This is a genomic window from Archangium minus (genome assembly GCF_044360475.1).
GTDB lineage: Bacteria > Myxococcota > Myxococcia > Myxococcales > Myxococcaceae > Archangium > Archangium minus.
In genome coordinates this window covers 10,348,432-10,364,416 of sequence record NZ_CP043494.1, presented here as the reverse complement: position 1 = coordinate 10,364,416, position 15,985 = coordinate 10,348,432, and the positions used below count along the sequence as shown (strand labels likewise).

Here is a 15,985-nt window from a genome sequence, read left to right as displayed (position 1 = left end):
ATGGACTCGGCTTCGAACGCGTGCCGACAGAATCCGGCGTATTGCACCGCTGTGGCTGGGGAGGAGACGATTGTACCCATTCCCATGAGTACGACTCCGACTTCTGTACCTCCGCGGGCAGAGGCTCCAGCAAAGGACAAGGCCTCAGAAGGGTCGAAGGATAAGACGACGGAGTTGTCACCAGAAAAGATCAAGAAAACCTGTAATGAGGAGTTCACCCGGTGCCTGCAAACACCGGTGCAAGGTATTCGCGGACCCAAGTTCAACCATAGTCAATGTATCGGATGCCGCGATGTCTGTATGCAGAGGAATGGTAGCTGGCCCTCCGAAGCCAATGGGAGGCCTTGCCCATGAGCCAGGAAGATGCGGAATTTCAGGGTCGGTGGATGGCGGGAGCTGATGCCATCGCCAAGCTCTATGTTGCTCTCGTGGATGCCCCTTTCGAGGAGTACGAAAGGGCCTTCCTGGCACTACAGCGCGAGCTGCTTGCCTTGGTGAAAACCCCCTGGGAACAGGTGGAGACACGTCGGCGCATCGCGGAGGAAATCCTTCTGGGCGCCTTTGGTCTGAATGCACCCTGGTCGGATTTCGGGCGCGCTCTGCGTCGCATCCGGCGGCTGGGGTATACGGATGTCGAGCGGCGGGTGCATGTGGCCATTCTGTTCGCTCGATGGGCGAAAGGCCACCCAGAGCACCTGCCCGCGGCGAGGCGCATGCTGGGTCTGGCCGAGCGCCACTTTCAGTCCCTCTCGTCAGAGCATGCCCAGTACGGAGACGTAAAGGGGAGTTTGGAGTTGATTCGGCAAGAGAAGGAATTCAGTCACTCCCGTGTCACCGCTCGCAGGACGAGCTCCCGGCGCTGATCGAGCAGTCGCAGGGCCAGGGGCAACAGCGCGCGGTACATCACCGCGTTCACCGCGGCGCACAGGGCGATGATCGCCAGCGTCTGCCAGCTGGGTCCGCTCGTCCCAGCGAAACGCAGGGCCCACACGAAGGGGGCGCACCCCACGCTCGCCGCGACGATGCCGAGCATGGACGCGGTGAGTGGCAGCTTGTCCCGGCGCTTGAGGCTCGCGTGGAACTTCACCGGGAAGTACAGCGACAGGAAGTTGCCCGCCGCGAGCAGCACGGGGATCACGGCCACCACGGCTGCCATGGCGCACAGGAAGTCCAGCGCCGAGCCCCTGCCGAAGTACACCCGGTAGAAGAGGCCCACGAGCAGCGCCATGCCGCCCGCGGCCGTACCCTGCACCACGTTCTTGGCCCGCATGACGTCCCCCAGTTCCACGGGCGCGGCGATGAGCATGGCCAGCCCGTGCCCGTCATAGGCGAAGGTGTTCTGCGAGAACGTGGACGCCATCACCACCGAGCCGTAGATGCACAGGCCACCCATCAGCCACGCATCCACGCTCGCGCCCAGCATGTACTCGAAGAGGGCTCGTCCTGACGTCAGCTTCATGAGGATGGCCAGCACGAAGGGGACGGACGCGAGCAGCCGCGCGCGCGGGTTGCGCCACAAGTCCAGCGCCTCGCGCACGAGCAGCGTGGTGTACCGGCTCCGCGTCCGGGCGAACGGGTCGCTGTCTCCGGACTCCTTCACCGCCGGGCCGGCGCGGCCCACGTTGCGGTGGAAGTGCAGCAGCAGCGCGTAGGCGATGGCCAGCCCCATCAGCATGAAGAAGAGCATGCCCACGCCGTTGGCCAGGGCGTTGCGCCGGTAGCCATAGGAGAGCTCCAGCAGCGCGTCCCCGAAGTAGCCTGGGGGCACTCGTCCGAGCGCGATCGTCGCGTCGACGATGAGGCCCATGTCCATCTTCTCCATTCCTCCCTCACCCACGGCGGTCAGCCACGAGGTGTCGATGGGGGGAATGAAGGACGCGGCCACGAGGAAGAACACGAAGCCGCCGCCGATGAGCTGTGCGCTGTTCTTCGCGCGCAGCACGTTGAGCACCAGGTGCAGGCCCACCCGGCTCCAGGCCGCGTTGAGCAGCGCGAAGAGCACGTAGAGCAGCACGGCGAACCACTTCACGCGCACCGTGTGCACGGAGGCGTAGCCGAGTGCCGCTCCCGTGAGCGGCGCGTAGAAGACGAGCGCGCGCGGCTCGAAGAGGCTCGCCACCGTGGAGGCGATGAGCAGCCGGAAGGGAGAGATGGGGAAGGGCGCGTAGCGGCTCAGCTCCGAGTGGTCATCCACGCCCGCGCTCATCAGCGGCCACGTCACCCACACCGCGGAGGTGACGAAGCACAGCAGGTTGAGGATGAAGAACGGCCAGACCTCGTTCTGGGCGACGGGGGGCAGGCGCATCAACCCGTAGAACGACACCCCCAGACCCCAGGCTGGAGCGCTCGAGAGCAGGAAGGCGCCTACCGCCATGAGCCGGTTCTTCCCCGGCCCCTGGTTGAGCCCGATGTTCAGACGCAGACCCCACAGCAACCACAGGTGCTGGAAGAAGCCCGGTGTGGCCGGCCGGCTCATGCCGCCCCCTGGCGGAGGTTCGCCTGGGTCGGTGATGCGTCCCCGTAGAAGGACAGCTTCGCGTTGCGCGCGGCCGGCACGGAGATGAGCTTCTCGAAGACGGCCTCCAACGAGGGTGACTCGTAGCGCTCCATGAGCTGCTGCACGGTGCCCTGGTCGAGCATCCTCCCGCCGCGGATGACGCCCGCGTGCGTGGCCAGCCGCTCGGCGATCTCCAGCACGTGCGTGGTGAGCAGCAACGTCACGCCCCGCCGGCTCAGCTCGCGCAGCAGCTCGCGGATGACGCCCGCCGCGAGCACATCGATGCCCTCAAAGGGCTCGTCCAGCAGCACCAGCTCCGGCGCGTGGATGAGCGCCGCCGCGATGGCCAGCCGCCGCCGCATCCCCTTGGAGTACTCGGCCACCAGCGCGCCCGCCTTGTACGTCAGCTCTGTGAGCTCGAGCAGCTCGGCGGCTCGCGCGGCTGCCTCGTCCCCGCTCAGTCCGTACATCCGCCCGCAGAAGGTGAGGTACTGTCGCCCGGTGAGCCGCTCGAAGAGGCTCAGCTCCTCGGGCACCACGCCGATGTGGCGCTTCACCTCCAGCGGCTTCGCCACCGCGTCCACCCCGAGCAGGGAGATCCGTCCGGCGTCCGGTGCGTACACCCCGGTGAGCAGCGCGATGGTGGTGGACTTGCCCGCCCCGTTGGGGCCGAGGAAGGCATAGAAGGCGCCCCGGGGAATGGACAGCTCCATCCCGTTGAGTGCAGTGAAGTCGCCGAAGCGCTTCACGAGCCCATGAGCATCGACGGCCAGATCTGGAGGGGAAGGGGACATGTGAAAGGGCCGGATTTCAGCCGACTCCGTTACCCCCTGCAATCCTCCCAATGTCCGAGGCTCGTCCTCCGGGGTGGCTCCCCTGGTGTAGGATCCCTCCCATCACCACCTTCCGGGCACTTCGAACCATGCAAGCTCTCTCTCAGACGAACGTGAATCGGGCCCGACTCCTCATCACTTGCGCGGACCGCCCGGGTGTGGTGGCGGCCGTGTCCCAGCTCCTCTATGAACAGGGGGCGAACGTCGTCGACTCGGATCAGCACACCGAGCCGGATGATCTGCGCTTCTTCATGCGGCTGGAGTTCGATCTCCCGGGGCTCCAGGAGCGGCTTCCCGCGCTGGAGCAGTCCTTCCGCCCCGTGGCTGAGCGCTTCGGGATGCAGTGGCAGCTCACCCCCGCCGCGCGCGTCAAGCGCATGGCTGTCTTTGTCTCCAAGCAGGATCACTGCCTGCAGGAGCTGCTCTGGCTGCTCAAGAAGAGCGAGCTGGCCGCGCACATCCCCCTGGTAGTGAGCAACCATCCGGATGCGCGCGAGGTGGTGGCTCCCTTCGGAGTCCCCCTGCATCACGTGCCCGTCACTCCGGACACCAAGGCGCAGGCCGAGGCGGAGGTGCTGGAGCTCATGAGGACCCACCAGGTGGACCTCATCGTCCTTGCTCGCTACATGCAGATTCTCAGTGCTGGGTTCATCGAGCGCTTCGGCCGGCCCATCATCAACATCCACCACAGCTTCCTACCGGCCTTCGTGGGCGCCAATCCCTACGCCCAGGCGCATGCCCGAGGGGTGAAGCTCATCGGCGCCACGGCGCACTACGTGACGGCCGAGCTCGACGCCGGGCCGATCATCGACCAGGACGTCCATCGGGTGGGGCATCGGGATGCGGTGGCGGATTTGGTCCGCATCGGGCGCCGGGTGGAGCGCACCGTTCTGGCGCGCGCGGTGGCCTGGCACCTGGAGGACCGGGTGTTGCTGCACGGCAACAAGACTGTCGTCTTCGCCTGAGCGGCTTCGTACTCCGGGGTGCACGCTCAGTGCACCATGGCCACCTCGGGCGGGCCGATGATGCGCTGCACGGTCATCCTCACCTTGTCCAGGTCCACCGGCTTGGAGATGTAGCCGGCGGCGCCCACCAGCTCGGCCTCCCACTCGAAGCCGTAGCCGGAGATGATGATGATCGGCAGTCCGCGCGCCCGCGGCATCTTCTTGAGCGCGTCCAGTAGGCCCCAACCACTCATCACGGGCATTCGCAGATCCAACAGCACGGCCTGGGGGATGTCACCCTCGAGCAGATCAAGGGCCTCTCGCCCGTTGGCGGCCTGCTCGGTGCGGTAGCCCATCTCCTCAAGGGCATCGCAGATGAGCGTGCGGTGGCTCGCGTCGTCGTCGACGACCAGGATGTAGGACATGTCGGGGCCTCGAAGCATCTTCCAGAGGGGATGGCGGATTCTATGGGGGGCAAGATGCGGATGGCTTCTCGGTTCCGGAAGGGGTGTGCTTGCTTTTCAACACCCCCCGAAAAGTCTCAGGGAATTCTGCCCCAGGATGCCTGCCTCCACCTCGTCCCCGAGCTTCAGGGCCAGCAGCTGCTTGAGCTCGCGATCCCAGGCGTAGGGCAGGTTGGGAAAATCCGTGCCGTAGAGGATGCGCTCCGGCCGCACCTCCAGCAGGCGGCGGGGGACGGGCATGGGGAAGTAGTTGGCCGCCGCCATGGTGGTGTCCAGCCAGAGGTTGTCGTAGCGCTCCAGCAGCCGCTCGTAGGCGTCGAACTCGTCCGCTCCCAGGTGGGGCACGCACAGCTTGAGGGTCGGGTGCTCTTTCAGCACCCGCTCCACCCGCTCGGCCGAGCAGAGGGCGTGGACGTCGCACTTGTACTGGGGGCTGGCGGGCTCGCGGCCGGCGTGCATCACCAACGGTCGCCCGGCCCGCGCGCAGGCGGCGTACACCTCGTGCAGCGCGGGCGCGTCTGGGGCAAAGCACTGCACATGGCAGTGTAGCTTCACGCCCTTGAGGCCCGCCGCGAAGGCCTCGGCGAGGATGTCCGCCGCGCCCTCTTCGCCCGGCAGCACGGTGGCCAGCCCCCAGACGCGCGGCTCTGCTCGGGCCACCTCGGCGATGTAGGAATTGAGGAAGCGCGCCATGCCCGGCTTGTGCGCGTAGTGAAGCGCCACCACCCGGTGCACCCCGCGCGACAGCAGGAAGGACACCACCTGGGGCGTGTGCAGCTTGTAGCGGATGGGCCAGCCGTACTGGTCGAACCAGCGCCACACCGCCTCGAACACACCGTCCGGGAAGAGGTGCACGTGGGAGTCCACCACGGGCGGCAGCCCCTCGGGCAGGCGCGGACCTTCTTCATCATTCAAGGCCGGCAGGGGGGGAACGGACGCTCCAGGCCCTAGCCAGCCCGAGACGGTACCCAGGCAGACCGGCGAATCATCGGGATGATCCATGCGGAGCGAAGGTCTACTCCTTCTTCCGCTCCACGTCGCCTGGGGCCTCGTCCAACCGTCGCAGGTAGGTGTTCTGCGAGTAACCCGCGCGCTCCAGGCGCTGCGTCTCGATGAGGTCGGCGACCTTGGTACACACCTGGCTGAGCAGACGCAGGGACTCGGCCAACAGCTTCTCGGCCTGGTCCTGCGCGTCCGCGCGCTTGATGACGGTCCGATCGCGGCGGAACAAGAGGGGCAACTTCATCCCGCCGAATCTAAGGGATGGCGTGTCCTCGTGCCACCCGGACTTCGGGCCTGGAGTTTCCTCCAGAGCACAGTGCCTGCCTGATGTGCCAGGTTCAGGGGCTCGGTCCGATGACGCAGCCAGACGACGCACTTCGTCGGAAAATCAACAACTTAACAGCTCAGCAAATTTACACGATGAACCCGGCTCCGCTGGTGAATGGCGCCGCCCCCTGGGGAAGCGTCGGGTAAACGACCAATATCAGGACACTTTCACGAATTTTCAGCTGGGGGGATGACGCGCGGAAAATTTGTGCTTACAGTGCGTCCATTCACTTCCCGACTTCTTGTCGAAAGGGGGAACTGCGCATGGCTTACGACGGCGAGCTGGTGAAAATGGCGAATGGCCGCTGGGCGCGGTTCCAGCGCTGCCAGGTGTCCCGCCCAGGCGTCGAGGACGCTGGCGAGACGATGATGTTGATCGCGGTGGAGCTGGACGAGCGCTATCAGCAGTTGTTGGACGAGGTGTCGGACTCGTTGGCGCACTATCGCCACCGGGGCATTCCGGTACAGGTGAAGCTGGACGAGGCGCAGCGGTTGACGCTGCACCCGGAGTCAGAGTCCAGCGCGTTGCACTAGTCAGCGAGGCCGGTAGAAGCGCGCGGCGTTGTCGAAAGCAACGCGCTTCACCACTCGCTCTGAGAGCTTCGCCTTGGCCAGGAGGTTGGCCACGCGCGCAAGCCCGAGAAGGTCACCGGCGCCCTCGCCGGCATCCGAGTTGAGCACCAGCCTTTCGCTGCCGAGCCGACGAACCAGAGCCACAACGCGTTCGGCCCGCAGTGCTTCGGGGTGCAGGGTCAATCCCGCCCAGTGTCCACAGCCGAGGATGTTGCGCACGGTGCGCCCGTTGGCGTGATCCACGAGCACGCGTGAGGGCCGCACACCGGACTCGCGCAGCAAGGTGAGGATGCGCCGGGTGTGGCGCTCCTTGTCGAGCACCGGGGTGTGCACCACCACCTTCAGCTTGAGCTGACGCGCGAGCGCGAGCTGCTCGAGGAAGGCCTCCTCTTCCTCGATGCCTCCCGCGTGCAGCCCTGTCTCGCCCAAGGCCACCACGCGTCCGCCGCGGAAGTAGTCGGGGAGGCTCGCGAGCACCTCGGACAGGCCGCGGCGGGGGATGGAGCGCGGATGCACCCCCAGCGCCGCCCAGGCGCGGATGCCCAGCCGCTCCAGGCGCGGGAGCTGACGTTGCACCAGGTCGTCGAAGTGCTTGCGCAGGGCCTTGGGGGTGGGCTCGGGCGGGTGGTGGGCTACCACCAGCGCGCGCTCCACGCCGAAGAAGCGCATGGACTCGAGGTCCTGGTCGCTGAGGGCCTCCGGGTGGAGGTGCGCATCGAAGAGATGGACGAGCTGCTCGGGCACGGTGTGCTCGCTCTTGGGGGTCAGTCCTGGCCGAGGGCGGTGCCCTCGTTGCGAGGATCGCTCGCGGCGTAGCGCAGGTTTGTCTTGGGGTCGCTGTAGACGGCCTCGGCGTCACCCCAGGCCTCCTGCTTGCGAAGCTTGTGGCCCTTGGCCTCCAGCGCCGCCTGCGTGGCGGGCTCCAGTCCCCAGCGGTCCACCCACAGCTCATCCGGCAGGTACTGGTGGTGCACCCGGCCCATGCCCACTGCGCGTGTCACGTCCATGCCTTGGTCCACGATGTGGGAGATGACCTGGATGACGGTGGTGGGAATGGTGGAGCCGCCCGGGCTGCCCACCACCAGCATCACCTTCTTCGGATCGTCTTTGGCGAAGACGAGGGTGGGGGACATGGAGGACAGCGGCACCTTGCCGGGGGCGATGGAGTTGGCCTCGCCCGTGACCAGCCCGTAGGCGTTGGGCACGCCGGGCAGGGCGGCGAAGTCGTCCATCTCGTCGTTGAGGAGCACGCCCGTCCCCTTGGCCACCACGCACGAGCCGAAGCCGTAGTTCACCGTGGTGGTGAGGGCCACCGCGTTGCCATCCTTGTCGATGACGGAGATGTGCGTGGTGTTCTTCTTCTCCGGCGCGGAGGCGGGGTCGTACCAGGTGTCGGTCGGGTTCTTCAGGGTGGAACCGGCGTTCTCCCTCGGGGCCAGCAGCGAGGCGCTGGGGGTGGCCTTCTTGGGGTCGATGCTGCCCGCCAGGTCCGCGATGTAGCCGGACGAGGTGAGGCGCTCCATGGGGATCTTCACGAAGGCCGGGTCGCCCAGGTACTTCACCCGGTCCACGTATACGCGGCGCACCGCCTCGGCGTAGAGGTGGAGGTCCTCGGGGTCGCGGTAGCTCATGCCCTTGGGACGCAGCCGCTCCAGGGCGCCGAGCACCTGCACCACCGCGAGCCCGCCCGCGCTCGGCGGCGGCATGGTGAGGATGCGATGGCCGCGGTAGCTGCCCTCCAGCGGCTCATGGGTGCGCGTCTTGTAGGCCTTCAAGTCCTCCAGCGAGAGCAGGCCGCCGCCGGCCTTCACTGTGTCCACCATCGCCTGGGCGAGCGGGCCCGAGTAGAAGGGCTTGGGACCGTTCTTCGCGAGCGTCTGGAGCGTCCGGGCCAGCTCCGGTTGGCGCACCAGATGGCCGATGGGCGGCACGTCCGGCTCGCCCTTGTCGTTTTTCGTGAGGAAGAGGCGTGTGGCCTCTGGATCCTGCCGCAGGCAGTCGCGCCGCATGGCGGCCATCGCCTGGTACTTGGGCGACACCCAGAAGCCGTTGCGCGCGGCATCGATGGCGGGCTGCAGCACCACCGCGCGCGGCAGCTTCCCGTGCTTCTCCAGTAGCTCCAGATAGCCGGCGACCGCGCCGGGCACCGCCACGCTCGTCACGCCGTCCGTGGACAGCCCCGGCACCACCTTGCCGTCTTTCACGTACATGTCCCGGGTGGCCGCCGCGGGTGCCACCTCGCGAAAGTCCAGCACTCGCGTTCCGCCCGTCTTCGCCTCGTGCACCAGCGCGAAGCCTCCGCCGCCAATCCCCGAGTGATACGGCGCCACCACTCCCAGCGTGAAGGCCGCCGCCACCGCCGCGTCCACCGCGTTGCCGCCCTTGTCCAACATCCGCAGCGCGGCCTCGCTCGCCTCCGGATGAGCCGTGGCTACCGCTCCGCCCCGGTACGGTCGCGCCGCCCACGCAGGCCACGCCACCACCAGCGCTGCTACCGCTACGCCCCACCAATTTTGGTGAGTCCGCATCTTTACCGTCTCCACGTGAAAGCCTCCGTATGGGCCATCAACTCGCGCTTCTCCGAGTGAGAGTTCTGGAGTATCCCCGCCCGCCACCTGGACTCGCTACCAAACGCTTTCGTCATCGAGAAGTGTCCGGAGGACACCAACACGCTCAGCCGGGAGTTTGACCGGGACAGGAGCGAAGGCATCCTGTGCATGACGCTCCGTCCCGACGGGGGGAACATGAACGCCAACCTGGTGACAGTGAAGCAAACATCGGCTCCGTCGGATGCCACCGTGACAACGGTCTTCCTCAAGCCGAAGTTCGGCATCACCGTGCAGAGCAACACGTTGTCGGTTTCCGTTCAGGCCCGGCCGGAAGGCAGTCGCTCCACGCGCGCGCCTGCTCGTGGTTGACGCGTCGCGATCGCGTCCCTAGTAATCGCCGACATGACAGCTTCTTTGGCGGCGGTGGTGTTGTGCGCGGGCAAGGGCACGCGGATGAAGTCGGAGAAGGCCAAGGTCCTTCACCCCATCCTCGGCAAGCCCCTCTGTGCCTATCCCCTCATGCGAGCCCTGGAGTTGGGCGCCTCGCCGGTGGTGTCGGTGGTGGGCCACCAGGCCGAGGAGGTGGAGCGCTCCATCCGCGCCCACTTCCCCACGGCGCCCCTGCGCTTCGCGCTCCAGAAGGAGCAGCGGGGTACGGCGGACGCGGTGCGCTCGGCGGAGAGCGCGCTGAAAGACTTCAACGGGCGTGTCCTCATTCTCTACGGTGATGTGCCGCTGGTGCGCAGCGAGACGCTGGCCGCGCTCGCCGCCGCGCACGAGAAGGGCGGGGGCGTGCTCTCGCTGGTGTCCACCGTGCCGGCGGATCCGACGGGCTACGGCCGCGTCATCCGCGAGATGGGCAAGGTGGTGCGCATCGTCGAGCACAAGGACGCCACGCCCGAGCAGCGCCAGGTGCGCGAGTGCAACGCGGGCATCTACCTGGTGGAGTCGTCCTTCCTGTGGAAGGCGCTGGCCAACATCCGCAGCAGCAATGCGCAGGGCGAGTTCTACCTGACGGACCTGGTGGAGATGGCCGCGGCGCAGGGCCCGGTGGCCTCCATCGAGGCCGAGTTCGGCGAGACGGCCGGCGTGAACGATCGGGTGGAGCTGGCGGCGCGCGCCAAGGAGCTCCAGTCGCGCATCAACACCTGGCACATGCGCAACGGCGTCACCCTGGCGGACCCAGCCACCACGTACATCGAGGAGGGCGTGGCCATCGGGTCGGATACGGAGCTTGGCCCCATGGTGACGCTGTCGGGCGCCACGGTGGTGGGCCGCAACGTCTCCATCGGTCAGGGCTGCGTCGTGCACGCCTCCTCGGTGGCCGACGGGACGACCGTGAAGCCGTACACCGTGCTGGAGGAGGCTCGGGTAGGCGAGCGCTGCATCCTCGGCCCGTTCTCCCGGCTGCGGCCTGGGACGGACCTCGCCGAGGAGGTGCACCTGGGCAACTTCGTGGAGACGAAGAAGGCCCGCCTGGGCCGCGGCTCCAAGGCCAACCACCTCGCCTACCTGGGTGACGCGAAGATCGGCTCCAAGGTGAACGTGGGGGCAGGCACCATCACCTGCAACTACGACGGTGTGAGCAAGCACGTCACCGAGCTGGGTGATGGGGTCTTCATCGGCTCTGACACCCAGCTGGTGGCCCCTGTGAAGGTCGGGGACGGTGCGTATGTCGGTGCGGGCACCACGGTGACGAAAGATGTGCCCTCCGGGAGCCTCGCTGTGTCCCGCACGCCACAGGTGAACCTGGAAGGCTGGGTGGAGAGGAAGAAGGCTCGGATGGCCAAGTCCTCGGAAACTGGCTCCTCCAAATCCGACAAAGCGTCGGCGGGGTGATCGGCCCGCGATTTGCTTGTCGTCCGGGTGACAGGTGTCGCCCGGTGTAGGTGTTGTGCCCCCCCGCATTTGCCTTCGGGGGGTCGGGCGTGAGAGAGGACGGACAACATGTGCGGCATTGTTGGGTACGTTGGGGATAAGGAGTCGGCTCCCATCCTGGTGTCTGGGCTCAAGAAGCTCGAGTACCGGGGGTATGACTCCGCTGGCGTGGCGGTGGTGAACCGCAACGTCCTGAACGTGGTGCGGGCCACGGGCAAGCTGAGGAACCTGGAGAACCGCGTCCAGAACGATCTGCCCCAGGGCACCATCGGAATCGGTCACACGCGTTGGGCCACGCACGGGCGTCCGTCGGATGAGAATGCTCATCCGCACACCTACGGTGGCGTGGCGGTGGTGCACAACGGCATCATCGAGAACCACCTCGCCCTCAAGGAGGAGCTGCGTGCCAAGGGGCACCACTTCTCCTCCGAGACGGACTCCGAGGTCTTCGCCCACCTCATCTCCGATGAGCTCAAGAGCGGGTTGGATCTGCCGGCGGCGGTGCGCGCGGCCATCACCCACGTGAAGGGCACCTACGCCCTGGCGGTGGTGACCACGAGCGACCCCAACCGGATCGTTTGCACCAAGGATTCCTCTCCCATGGTGCTCGGTCTGGGTCAGGGTCAGAACTTCGTGGCCAGCGACGTGCCGGCGCTGCTCGAGCACACGCGCGACTTCGTCTACATGGAGGAGGGTGACCTGGCCGTTGTCACCGCCGCCAGCGTGGACATCTACAACCGCTCCGGCCAGAAGGTGAACCGGCCCACCCGCCGCATCGACTGGACGCCGATGATGGCGGAGAAGGGCGGCCACAAGCACTTCATGCACAAGGAGATCATGGAGCAGCCTCGCGCCGTGGCGGACACGCTGCGCGGCCGCATGCTCCTCTCCGAGGGTGATGTGCACTTCGAGGGTTGGAACCTCAGCCCGGAGAAGGTGCGTGCGCTCACCAAGGTGACGATCCTCGCGTGCGGCACCTCGTGGCACTCGGGCATCGCTGGCAAGGCGATGATCGAATCGCTGGCGCGCATCCCCGTGGAGGTGGAGCTCGCCAGCGAGTTCCGCTACCGCGATCCCATCGTGGAGCCCTCGCACCTGGCCATTGCCATCAGCCAGTCCGGCGAGACGGCGGACACGCTGGCGGCCTTCAAGGAGGCCAAGGCGCGTGGCGCCACGGCGCTCGCCCTGTGCAACGTCATCGGCAGCGCCATGACGCGTGAGGCGGACATCACCATCCTCACCAACGCGGGCCCTGAGATTGGCGTGGCCTCCACCAAGGCCTTCACCACGCAGCTGGTGGGTCTCTACCTGCTCGCGGTGAAGCTGGGGCGCATGCGCGGCACGCTCACCGTGAAGGCGGCACAGGAGCACCTGACCGCACTCACGGAGATCCCCAAGATGATCGAGGACGTGCTCAAGTGCGAGACGGCGGTCAAGCGCGTGTCCCGCGAGTTCATGAACGCGCAGGACTTCCTCTTCCTCGGCCGCGGCCCCATGCACCCGGTGGCGCTCGAGGGCGCGCTCAAGCTCAAGGAGATCTCCTACATCCACGCCGAGGGCTACGCCGGCGGCGAGATGAAGCACGGCCCCATCGCGCTCATCGACGAGAAGATGCCCGTGGTGGTGATCGCGCCGAAGCAGCCGCACGTCGCCTACGAGAAGATCATCGGCAACATCGAGGAGGTGCGGGCGCGCGGCGGCAAGGTCATCGCGATCATCGACGAGGATGACGCGCACGTGGCCTCGCTGGCGGATCACGTCATCCGCATCCCGGCCGCGAGCGCGCTGCTCGCGCCGGTGGTGGCCACGATTCCCCTGCAGCTGCTCGCCTACCACGTGGCGGATCTGCGCGGGAACGACGTGGACCAGCCGCGCAACCTCGCCAAGAGCGTGACGGTGGAATAGTCGCGCCACGCCTCCTGGCGGCTCGCGCCCGGGTGCCTCCTTTGGAGGCCCCGGGCGTTTTTCTTGCATTGATTCTCTCCCACACCAGCCCGCCGGTAACTTCCCATTCCTGGGTGGATTGAAAAGGACAAGTAGATTCTTTGTATTTAAAGTATGTCGTTTGTCTCTAATTCTTCATGGCAATCAAATATCGGAATATGAAAAAACTGGATTTAGAGTATTCTGAGTAAGACCTGTTGTTTATGAGGTGAAATCGGCTATCTAGAAGGGGTGAGCTCAACAGGGCGCTTCCCCATCATGCGAGTCCATCCCCTCGGGTCCATTCTCATACTGGTGTGGCTTTTCACCTCCGGGTGGTCTTCTGTGGCGGGAGCGGCTCCCGTGGCGGATACGGTGGTGGTGAATGCGAGAGTGTATACGGTCGATGCGCGGAAGCCGTGGGCCGAGGCTATCGCCATCCGGAAGGGTCGCATCCTCGCGGTCGGGAGCAATGCGGAAATCTCCCGTTACCGCGCGAACCAGACGCGGATCATTGATGCCGAGCAGCGGCTGGTCCTGCCGTCATTGACGGACTGCCACGTTCATTTCCTCGAGGGCTCGCTCGGTCTTTCGCGACTTGGTCTGGATGATGCCCAGTCGATCGCGGACGTTCAGCGGAAGCTCAAGGAGTTCGCCGCCGCGCATCCGGACTCGAGCTGGCTCGTGGGGCGGGGGTGGACCTACCCCATCTTCGGAGAGTCGGGGCTCCCCCACAAACGGGACCTGGACGTTGTCGTGTCGGATCGCCCGGTGGTGCTCGAGGGCTATGACATGCACACGGTCTGGGCCAACAGCAAGGCGCTTGCCGCGGCCGGCATCACGCGGGAGACGCCGGATCCGCCCCATGGCACCATCGTCCGGGACGCGGCCACGGGCGAGCCGACGGGCACGCTCAAGGAGTCCGCCGCGAAGCTCCTGTGGGATGCCATTCCCCGGCTCACTGACGAGGAAAGGCTCGAGGCACTTCGCAAGGGATTGGCGGAGGCGAACCGGCTGGGCCTCGGCCGTCTGCATAGTGCGGGCCGTGACCAGGATGTGCTTCCGTTGTTCGAGCGCCTTCGCCAGCAGGACCAGCTCACGGCCCGGCTCTACGTGGCCCTCCCGATGGAGCCGCCCTCGCTGACGCCCGAGTTCCTGGCTCGACTGCGGGCGGCGCGTAGCACCTACCAGAATGAATGGCTCTCCACCGGTGCGGTGAAGATCGTCGTCGACGGTATCGTGGAGACGCATACCGCGGCGATGTTCGAGCCATACGTCGACGTGCCGTCCGAGCGCGGCGAGCCCTTCTGGGCGGAGAACGAGCTGGCTCGTGCCGTGACGGAGCTGGATCGCCAGGGTTTTCAACTCTTCACCCACGCGATCGGAGATCGCGCGGTGCGGTTGACGTTGGACACCTACCAGCGTGCGGCGAAGCAGAACGCCAGCCGGAACCGTCGCCATCGCATCGAGCACCTCGAGACCCTCACCGAGCAGGATGCCTCGCGCCTGGGCAAGCTGGGGATCATCGCGAGCTTCCAGCCGTTTCATGCCTACCCGGATGCCACGACCCTGGACACCTGGGCTGGGAAGATCGGCCCGGAGCGGGCGTCGCGCGGATTCGGATGGCAGCGGATCGTCAAGGGCGGCGGGAAGCTCGCGTTTGGAAGCGATTGGCCGGTCGTGACCCTGAATCCCTGGTATGGAATCCAGACGGCCGTTACTCGTGAGACGGAAGAAGGGAAGCCAGCCGGTGGTTGGCTACCGGAGCAGCGACTCTCACTCGAGCAGGCCCTCCGGGCGTACACCCTGGATGCCGCCTTCGCGGCACGTCTCGAGAAGGAGGAGGGCTCCCTCGAGGCAGGCAAGCGGGCCGATCTGATCATGCTTTCGCGGAACGTGTTCGAAATAGACCCGAGAGAGATCCGTAATACCGAAGTCCAACTCACCATGGTGGGTGGGAAGATCGTCTACCGGAAGTAGGCGTCAGCGGGGGGGCGCACCTATACCCCGCCTCCCGCGGGCGTGTTGTCGTTGTTTCGTCTGGCTGTATTGGAGTGAGTGTTGGAGGGGGAACGCCCGGACTGTGTCAGTTGCCGCGCGCGGGAGACGTCTGTCGCGCGGGCCGGGTGTTCATCTGGCAATTCGCATCGCGATGATTGTCCATGACAAGGCTCGAGGACTCATATGATTGACAAGGATCTGCGAATGAATGCCGTTCGGGAGGAGCTTCTCTGGAATTCGGAAGTGGGTGATTGGAGCTCGAGCGAGTTGTTTGCCCGGGTCCGGCCGGAAGACATCATCATGCCCGAGCAGGACAAGCGGGATTATGAGCCAATCCTCTGGAATGATTTGTGCTCGGAGTTCGACGCGCAGTACATGAATACGTGGATCCGTCGGAGCGGACTGACGCTCTCCGGTGAGTTCCACTCGTTCGTGGAGGCGTGGAGCCGCGACGAGTACAACCACTATCTTGGATTCCGCCGTATCTACAGCCTCTTCTACGGAGAGTCAGAGGCGGCGATCACGGAGCGGCTCGAGGCTCGCAAGCCTGACTTCCGAGTGATCGACGACTTCGGCCGGGACGAGTTCCTCCTGTGCGCGGTCCTGGCATATGACGAGATCGCGACTACCCGATCCTATATAGACGACACGGAGTTCTATGGCTCGCTCGGGCCCTCTGCGTTCCGCGACTGGGTTCGTTGGTTGGTCGCCGACGAAGCACGGCATTTCATGAACCTTCTCCGGGTGATGCAGGGGCGCCACGCCCATCGCCTGGCGGAGCTCCCGGCCGTGCTCGACCGCATCTTGGAGATTGATCTCACGAAGGACAGCTACGAGGCCACCTTCGTGCTGGATCATCATGGGCCCCAGTTCTCCGAGAAGATGTTGAAGGGATGCGTCGAGACCATCCTGAGCAGCGTTCAGAAGGTTCCCCGTGTCTTCCATCAACCGGAACCAGTGCGCCTCGGAATCAGAGCCAGGTGATGGGTTGCCC

The 15,985-nt window shown here is 66.0% G+C and carries 15 protein-coding genes; 8 read left to right on the top strand and 7 right to left on the bottom strand.

What is annotated here, in order from left to right:
* Positions 1-350 precede the first annotated feature (350 nt).
* Positions 351-863 (top strand): hypothetical protein, encoded by a 513-nt coding sequence (locus tag F0U60_RS42420; RefSeq protein WP_395808641.1) that lies wholly within the window; start codon positions 351-353, stop codon positions 861-863.
* Here F0U60_RS42420 and F0U60_RS42415 read toward each other — a convergent pair.
* Both F0U60_RS42415 and F0U60_RS42410 read right to left on the bottom strand, forming a co-directional pair.
* On the bottom strand, positions 821-2,476 hold the full coding sequence (locus tag F0U60_RS42415) for a hypothetical protein (RefSeq protein WP_395808639.1): 1,656 nt from the start codon (positions 2,474-2,476) through the stop codon (positions 821-823). The genes F0U60_RS42420 and F0U60_RS42415 overlap by 43 nt on opposite strands.
* Positions 2,473-3,291 (bottom strand): ABC transporter ATP-binding protein, encoded by an 819-nt coding sequence (locus F0U60_RS42410; protein WP_395808637.1) that lies wholly within the window; start codon positions 3,289-3,291, stop codon positions 2,473-2,475. The genes F0U60_RS42415 and F0U60_RS42410 overlap by 4 nt, the downstream gene beginning before the upstream one ends.
* 152 nt (positions 3,292-3,443) lie before the next feature.
* On the opposite strand from F0U60_RS42410, the gene purU reads away from it, so the two are divergent.
* On the top strand, positions 3,444-4,295 hold the full coding sequence (gene purU / locus F0U60_RS42405; RefSeq protein WP_395825685.1) for a formyltetrahydrofolate deformylase: 852 nt from the start codon (positions 3,444-3,446) through the stop codon (positions 4,293-4,295).
* Between the two features lie 26 nt (positions 4,296-4,321).
* Here purU and F0U60_RS42400 read toward each other — a convergent pair whose 3' ends face one another.
* The 3 genes from F0U60_RS42400 to F0U60_RS42390 all read right to left on the bottom strand — a co-directional run bounded on the left by F0U60_RS42400 (position 4,322) and on the right by F0U60_RS42390 (position 5,984).
* Entirely contained in the window at positions 4,322-4,699 is a 378-nt protein-coding gene (locus F0U60_RS42400; protein WP_203407447.1) for a response regulator, read from the bottom strand.
* Positions 4,700-4,795: 96 nt separating this feature from the next.
* Positions 4,796-5,740, bottom strand: a complete 945-nt coding sequence (locus F0U60_RS42395) for an amidohydrolase family protein (protein WP_395808634.1) — start codon at positions 5,738-5,740, stop codon at positions 4,796-4,798.
* 13 nt (positions 5,741-5,753) lie between these two features.
* A complete protein-coding gene (locus tag F0U60_RS42390) occupies positions 5,754-5,984 on the bottom strand; it encodes a hypothetical protein (protein WP_203407445.1) in 231 nt (76 codons plus the stop codon).
* A 347-nt stretch (positions 5,985-6,331) separates the two neighbouring features.
* Here F0U60_RS42390 and F0U60_RS42385 point away from each other — a divergent pair, with 347 nt between their 5' ends.
* On the top strand, positions 6,332-6,601 hold the full coding sequence (locus tag F0U60_RS42385) for a hypothetical protein (protein ID WP_395808632.1): 270 nt from the start codon (positions 6,332-6,334) through the stop codon (positions 6,599-6,601).
* Here the strand turns inward: F0U60_RS42385 and F0U60_RS42380 are convergent, their stop codons facing one another.
* Complete coding sequence (locus F0U60_RS42380; protein ID WP_395808630.1) at positions 6,602-7,384, bottom strand: TatD family hydrolase; 783 nt, start codon at positions 7,382-7,384, stop codon at positions 6,602-6,604.
* Between the two features lie 20 nt (positions 7,385-7,404).
* Positions 7,405-9,168 carry a gamma-glutamyltransferase gene (gene ggt / locus F0U60_RS42375; RefSeq protein WP_395808628.1) on the bottom strand — a complete coding sequence of 588 codons (1,764 nt, stop codon included), beginning with the start codon at positions 9,166-9,168 and terminating at the stop codon, positions 7,405-7,407.
* A gap of 216 nt (positions 9,169-9,384) precedes the next feature.
* Between ggt and F0U60_RS42370 the strand changes: the two genes are divergently transcribed.
* The 5 genes from F0U60_RS42370 (at position 9,385) to F0U60_RS42350 (ending at position 15,975) form a co-directional block, all read left to right on the top strand.
* The gene (locus F0U60_RS42370; RefSeq protein WP_395808626.1) at positions 9,385-9,558 is read left to right on the top strand and encodes a hypothetical protein; all 174 of its coding nucleotides are present in this window, start codon (positions 9,385-9,387) and stop codon (positions 9,556-9,558) included.
* A gap of 33 nt (positions 9,559-9,591) precedes the next feature.
* Positions 9,592-11,028 (top strand): bifunctional UDP-N-acetylglucosamine diphosphorylase/glucosamine-1-phosphate N-acetyltransferase GlmU, encoded by a 1,437-nt coding sequence (gene glmU, locus F0U60_RS42365; protein WP_395808624.1) that lies wholly within the window; start codon positions 9,592-9,594, stop codon positions 11,026-11,028.
* A 108-nt stretch (positions 11,029-11,136) separates the two neighbouring features.
* Entirely contained in the window at positions 11,137-12,972 is a 1,836-nt protein-coding gene (glmS, locus tag F0U60_RS42360) for a glutamine--fructose-6-phosphate transaminase (isomerizing) (protein WP_395808622.1), read from the top strand.
* A gap of 381 nt (positions 12,973-13,353) precedes the next feature.
* Entirely contained in the window at positions 13,354-14,970 is a 1,617-nt protein-coding gene (locus F0U60_RS42355; protein WP_395808620.1) for an amidohydrolase, read from the top strand.
* 225 nt (positions 14,971-15,195) lie between these two features.
* The gene (locus F0U60_RS42350) at positions 15,196-15,975 is read left to right on the top strand and encodes a hypothetical protein (RefSeq protein ID WP_395808618.1); all 780 of its coding nucleotides are present in this window, start codon (positions 15,196-15,198) and stop codon (positions 15,973-15,975) included.
* Positions 15,976-15,985 lie beyond the last annotated feature (10 nt).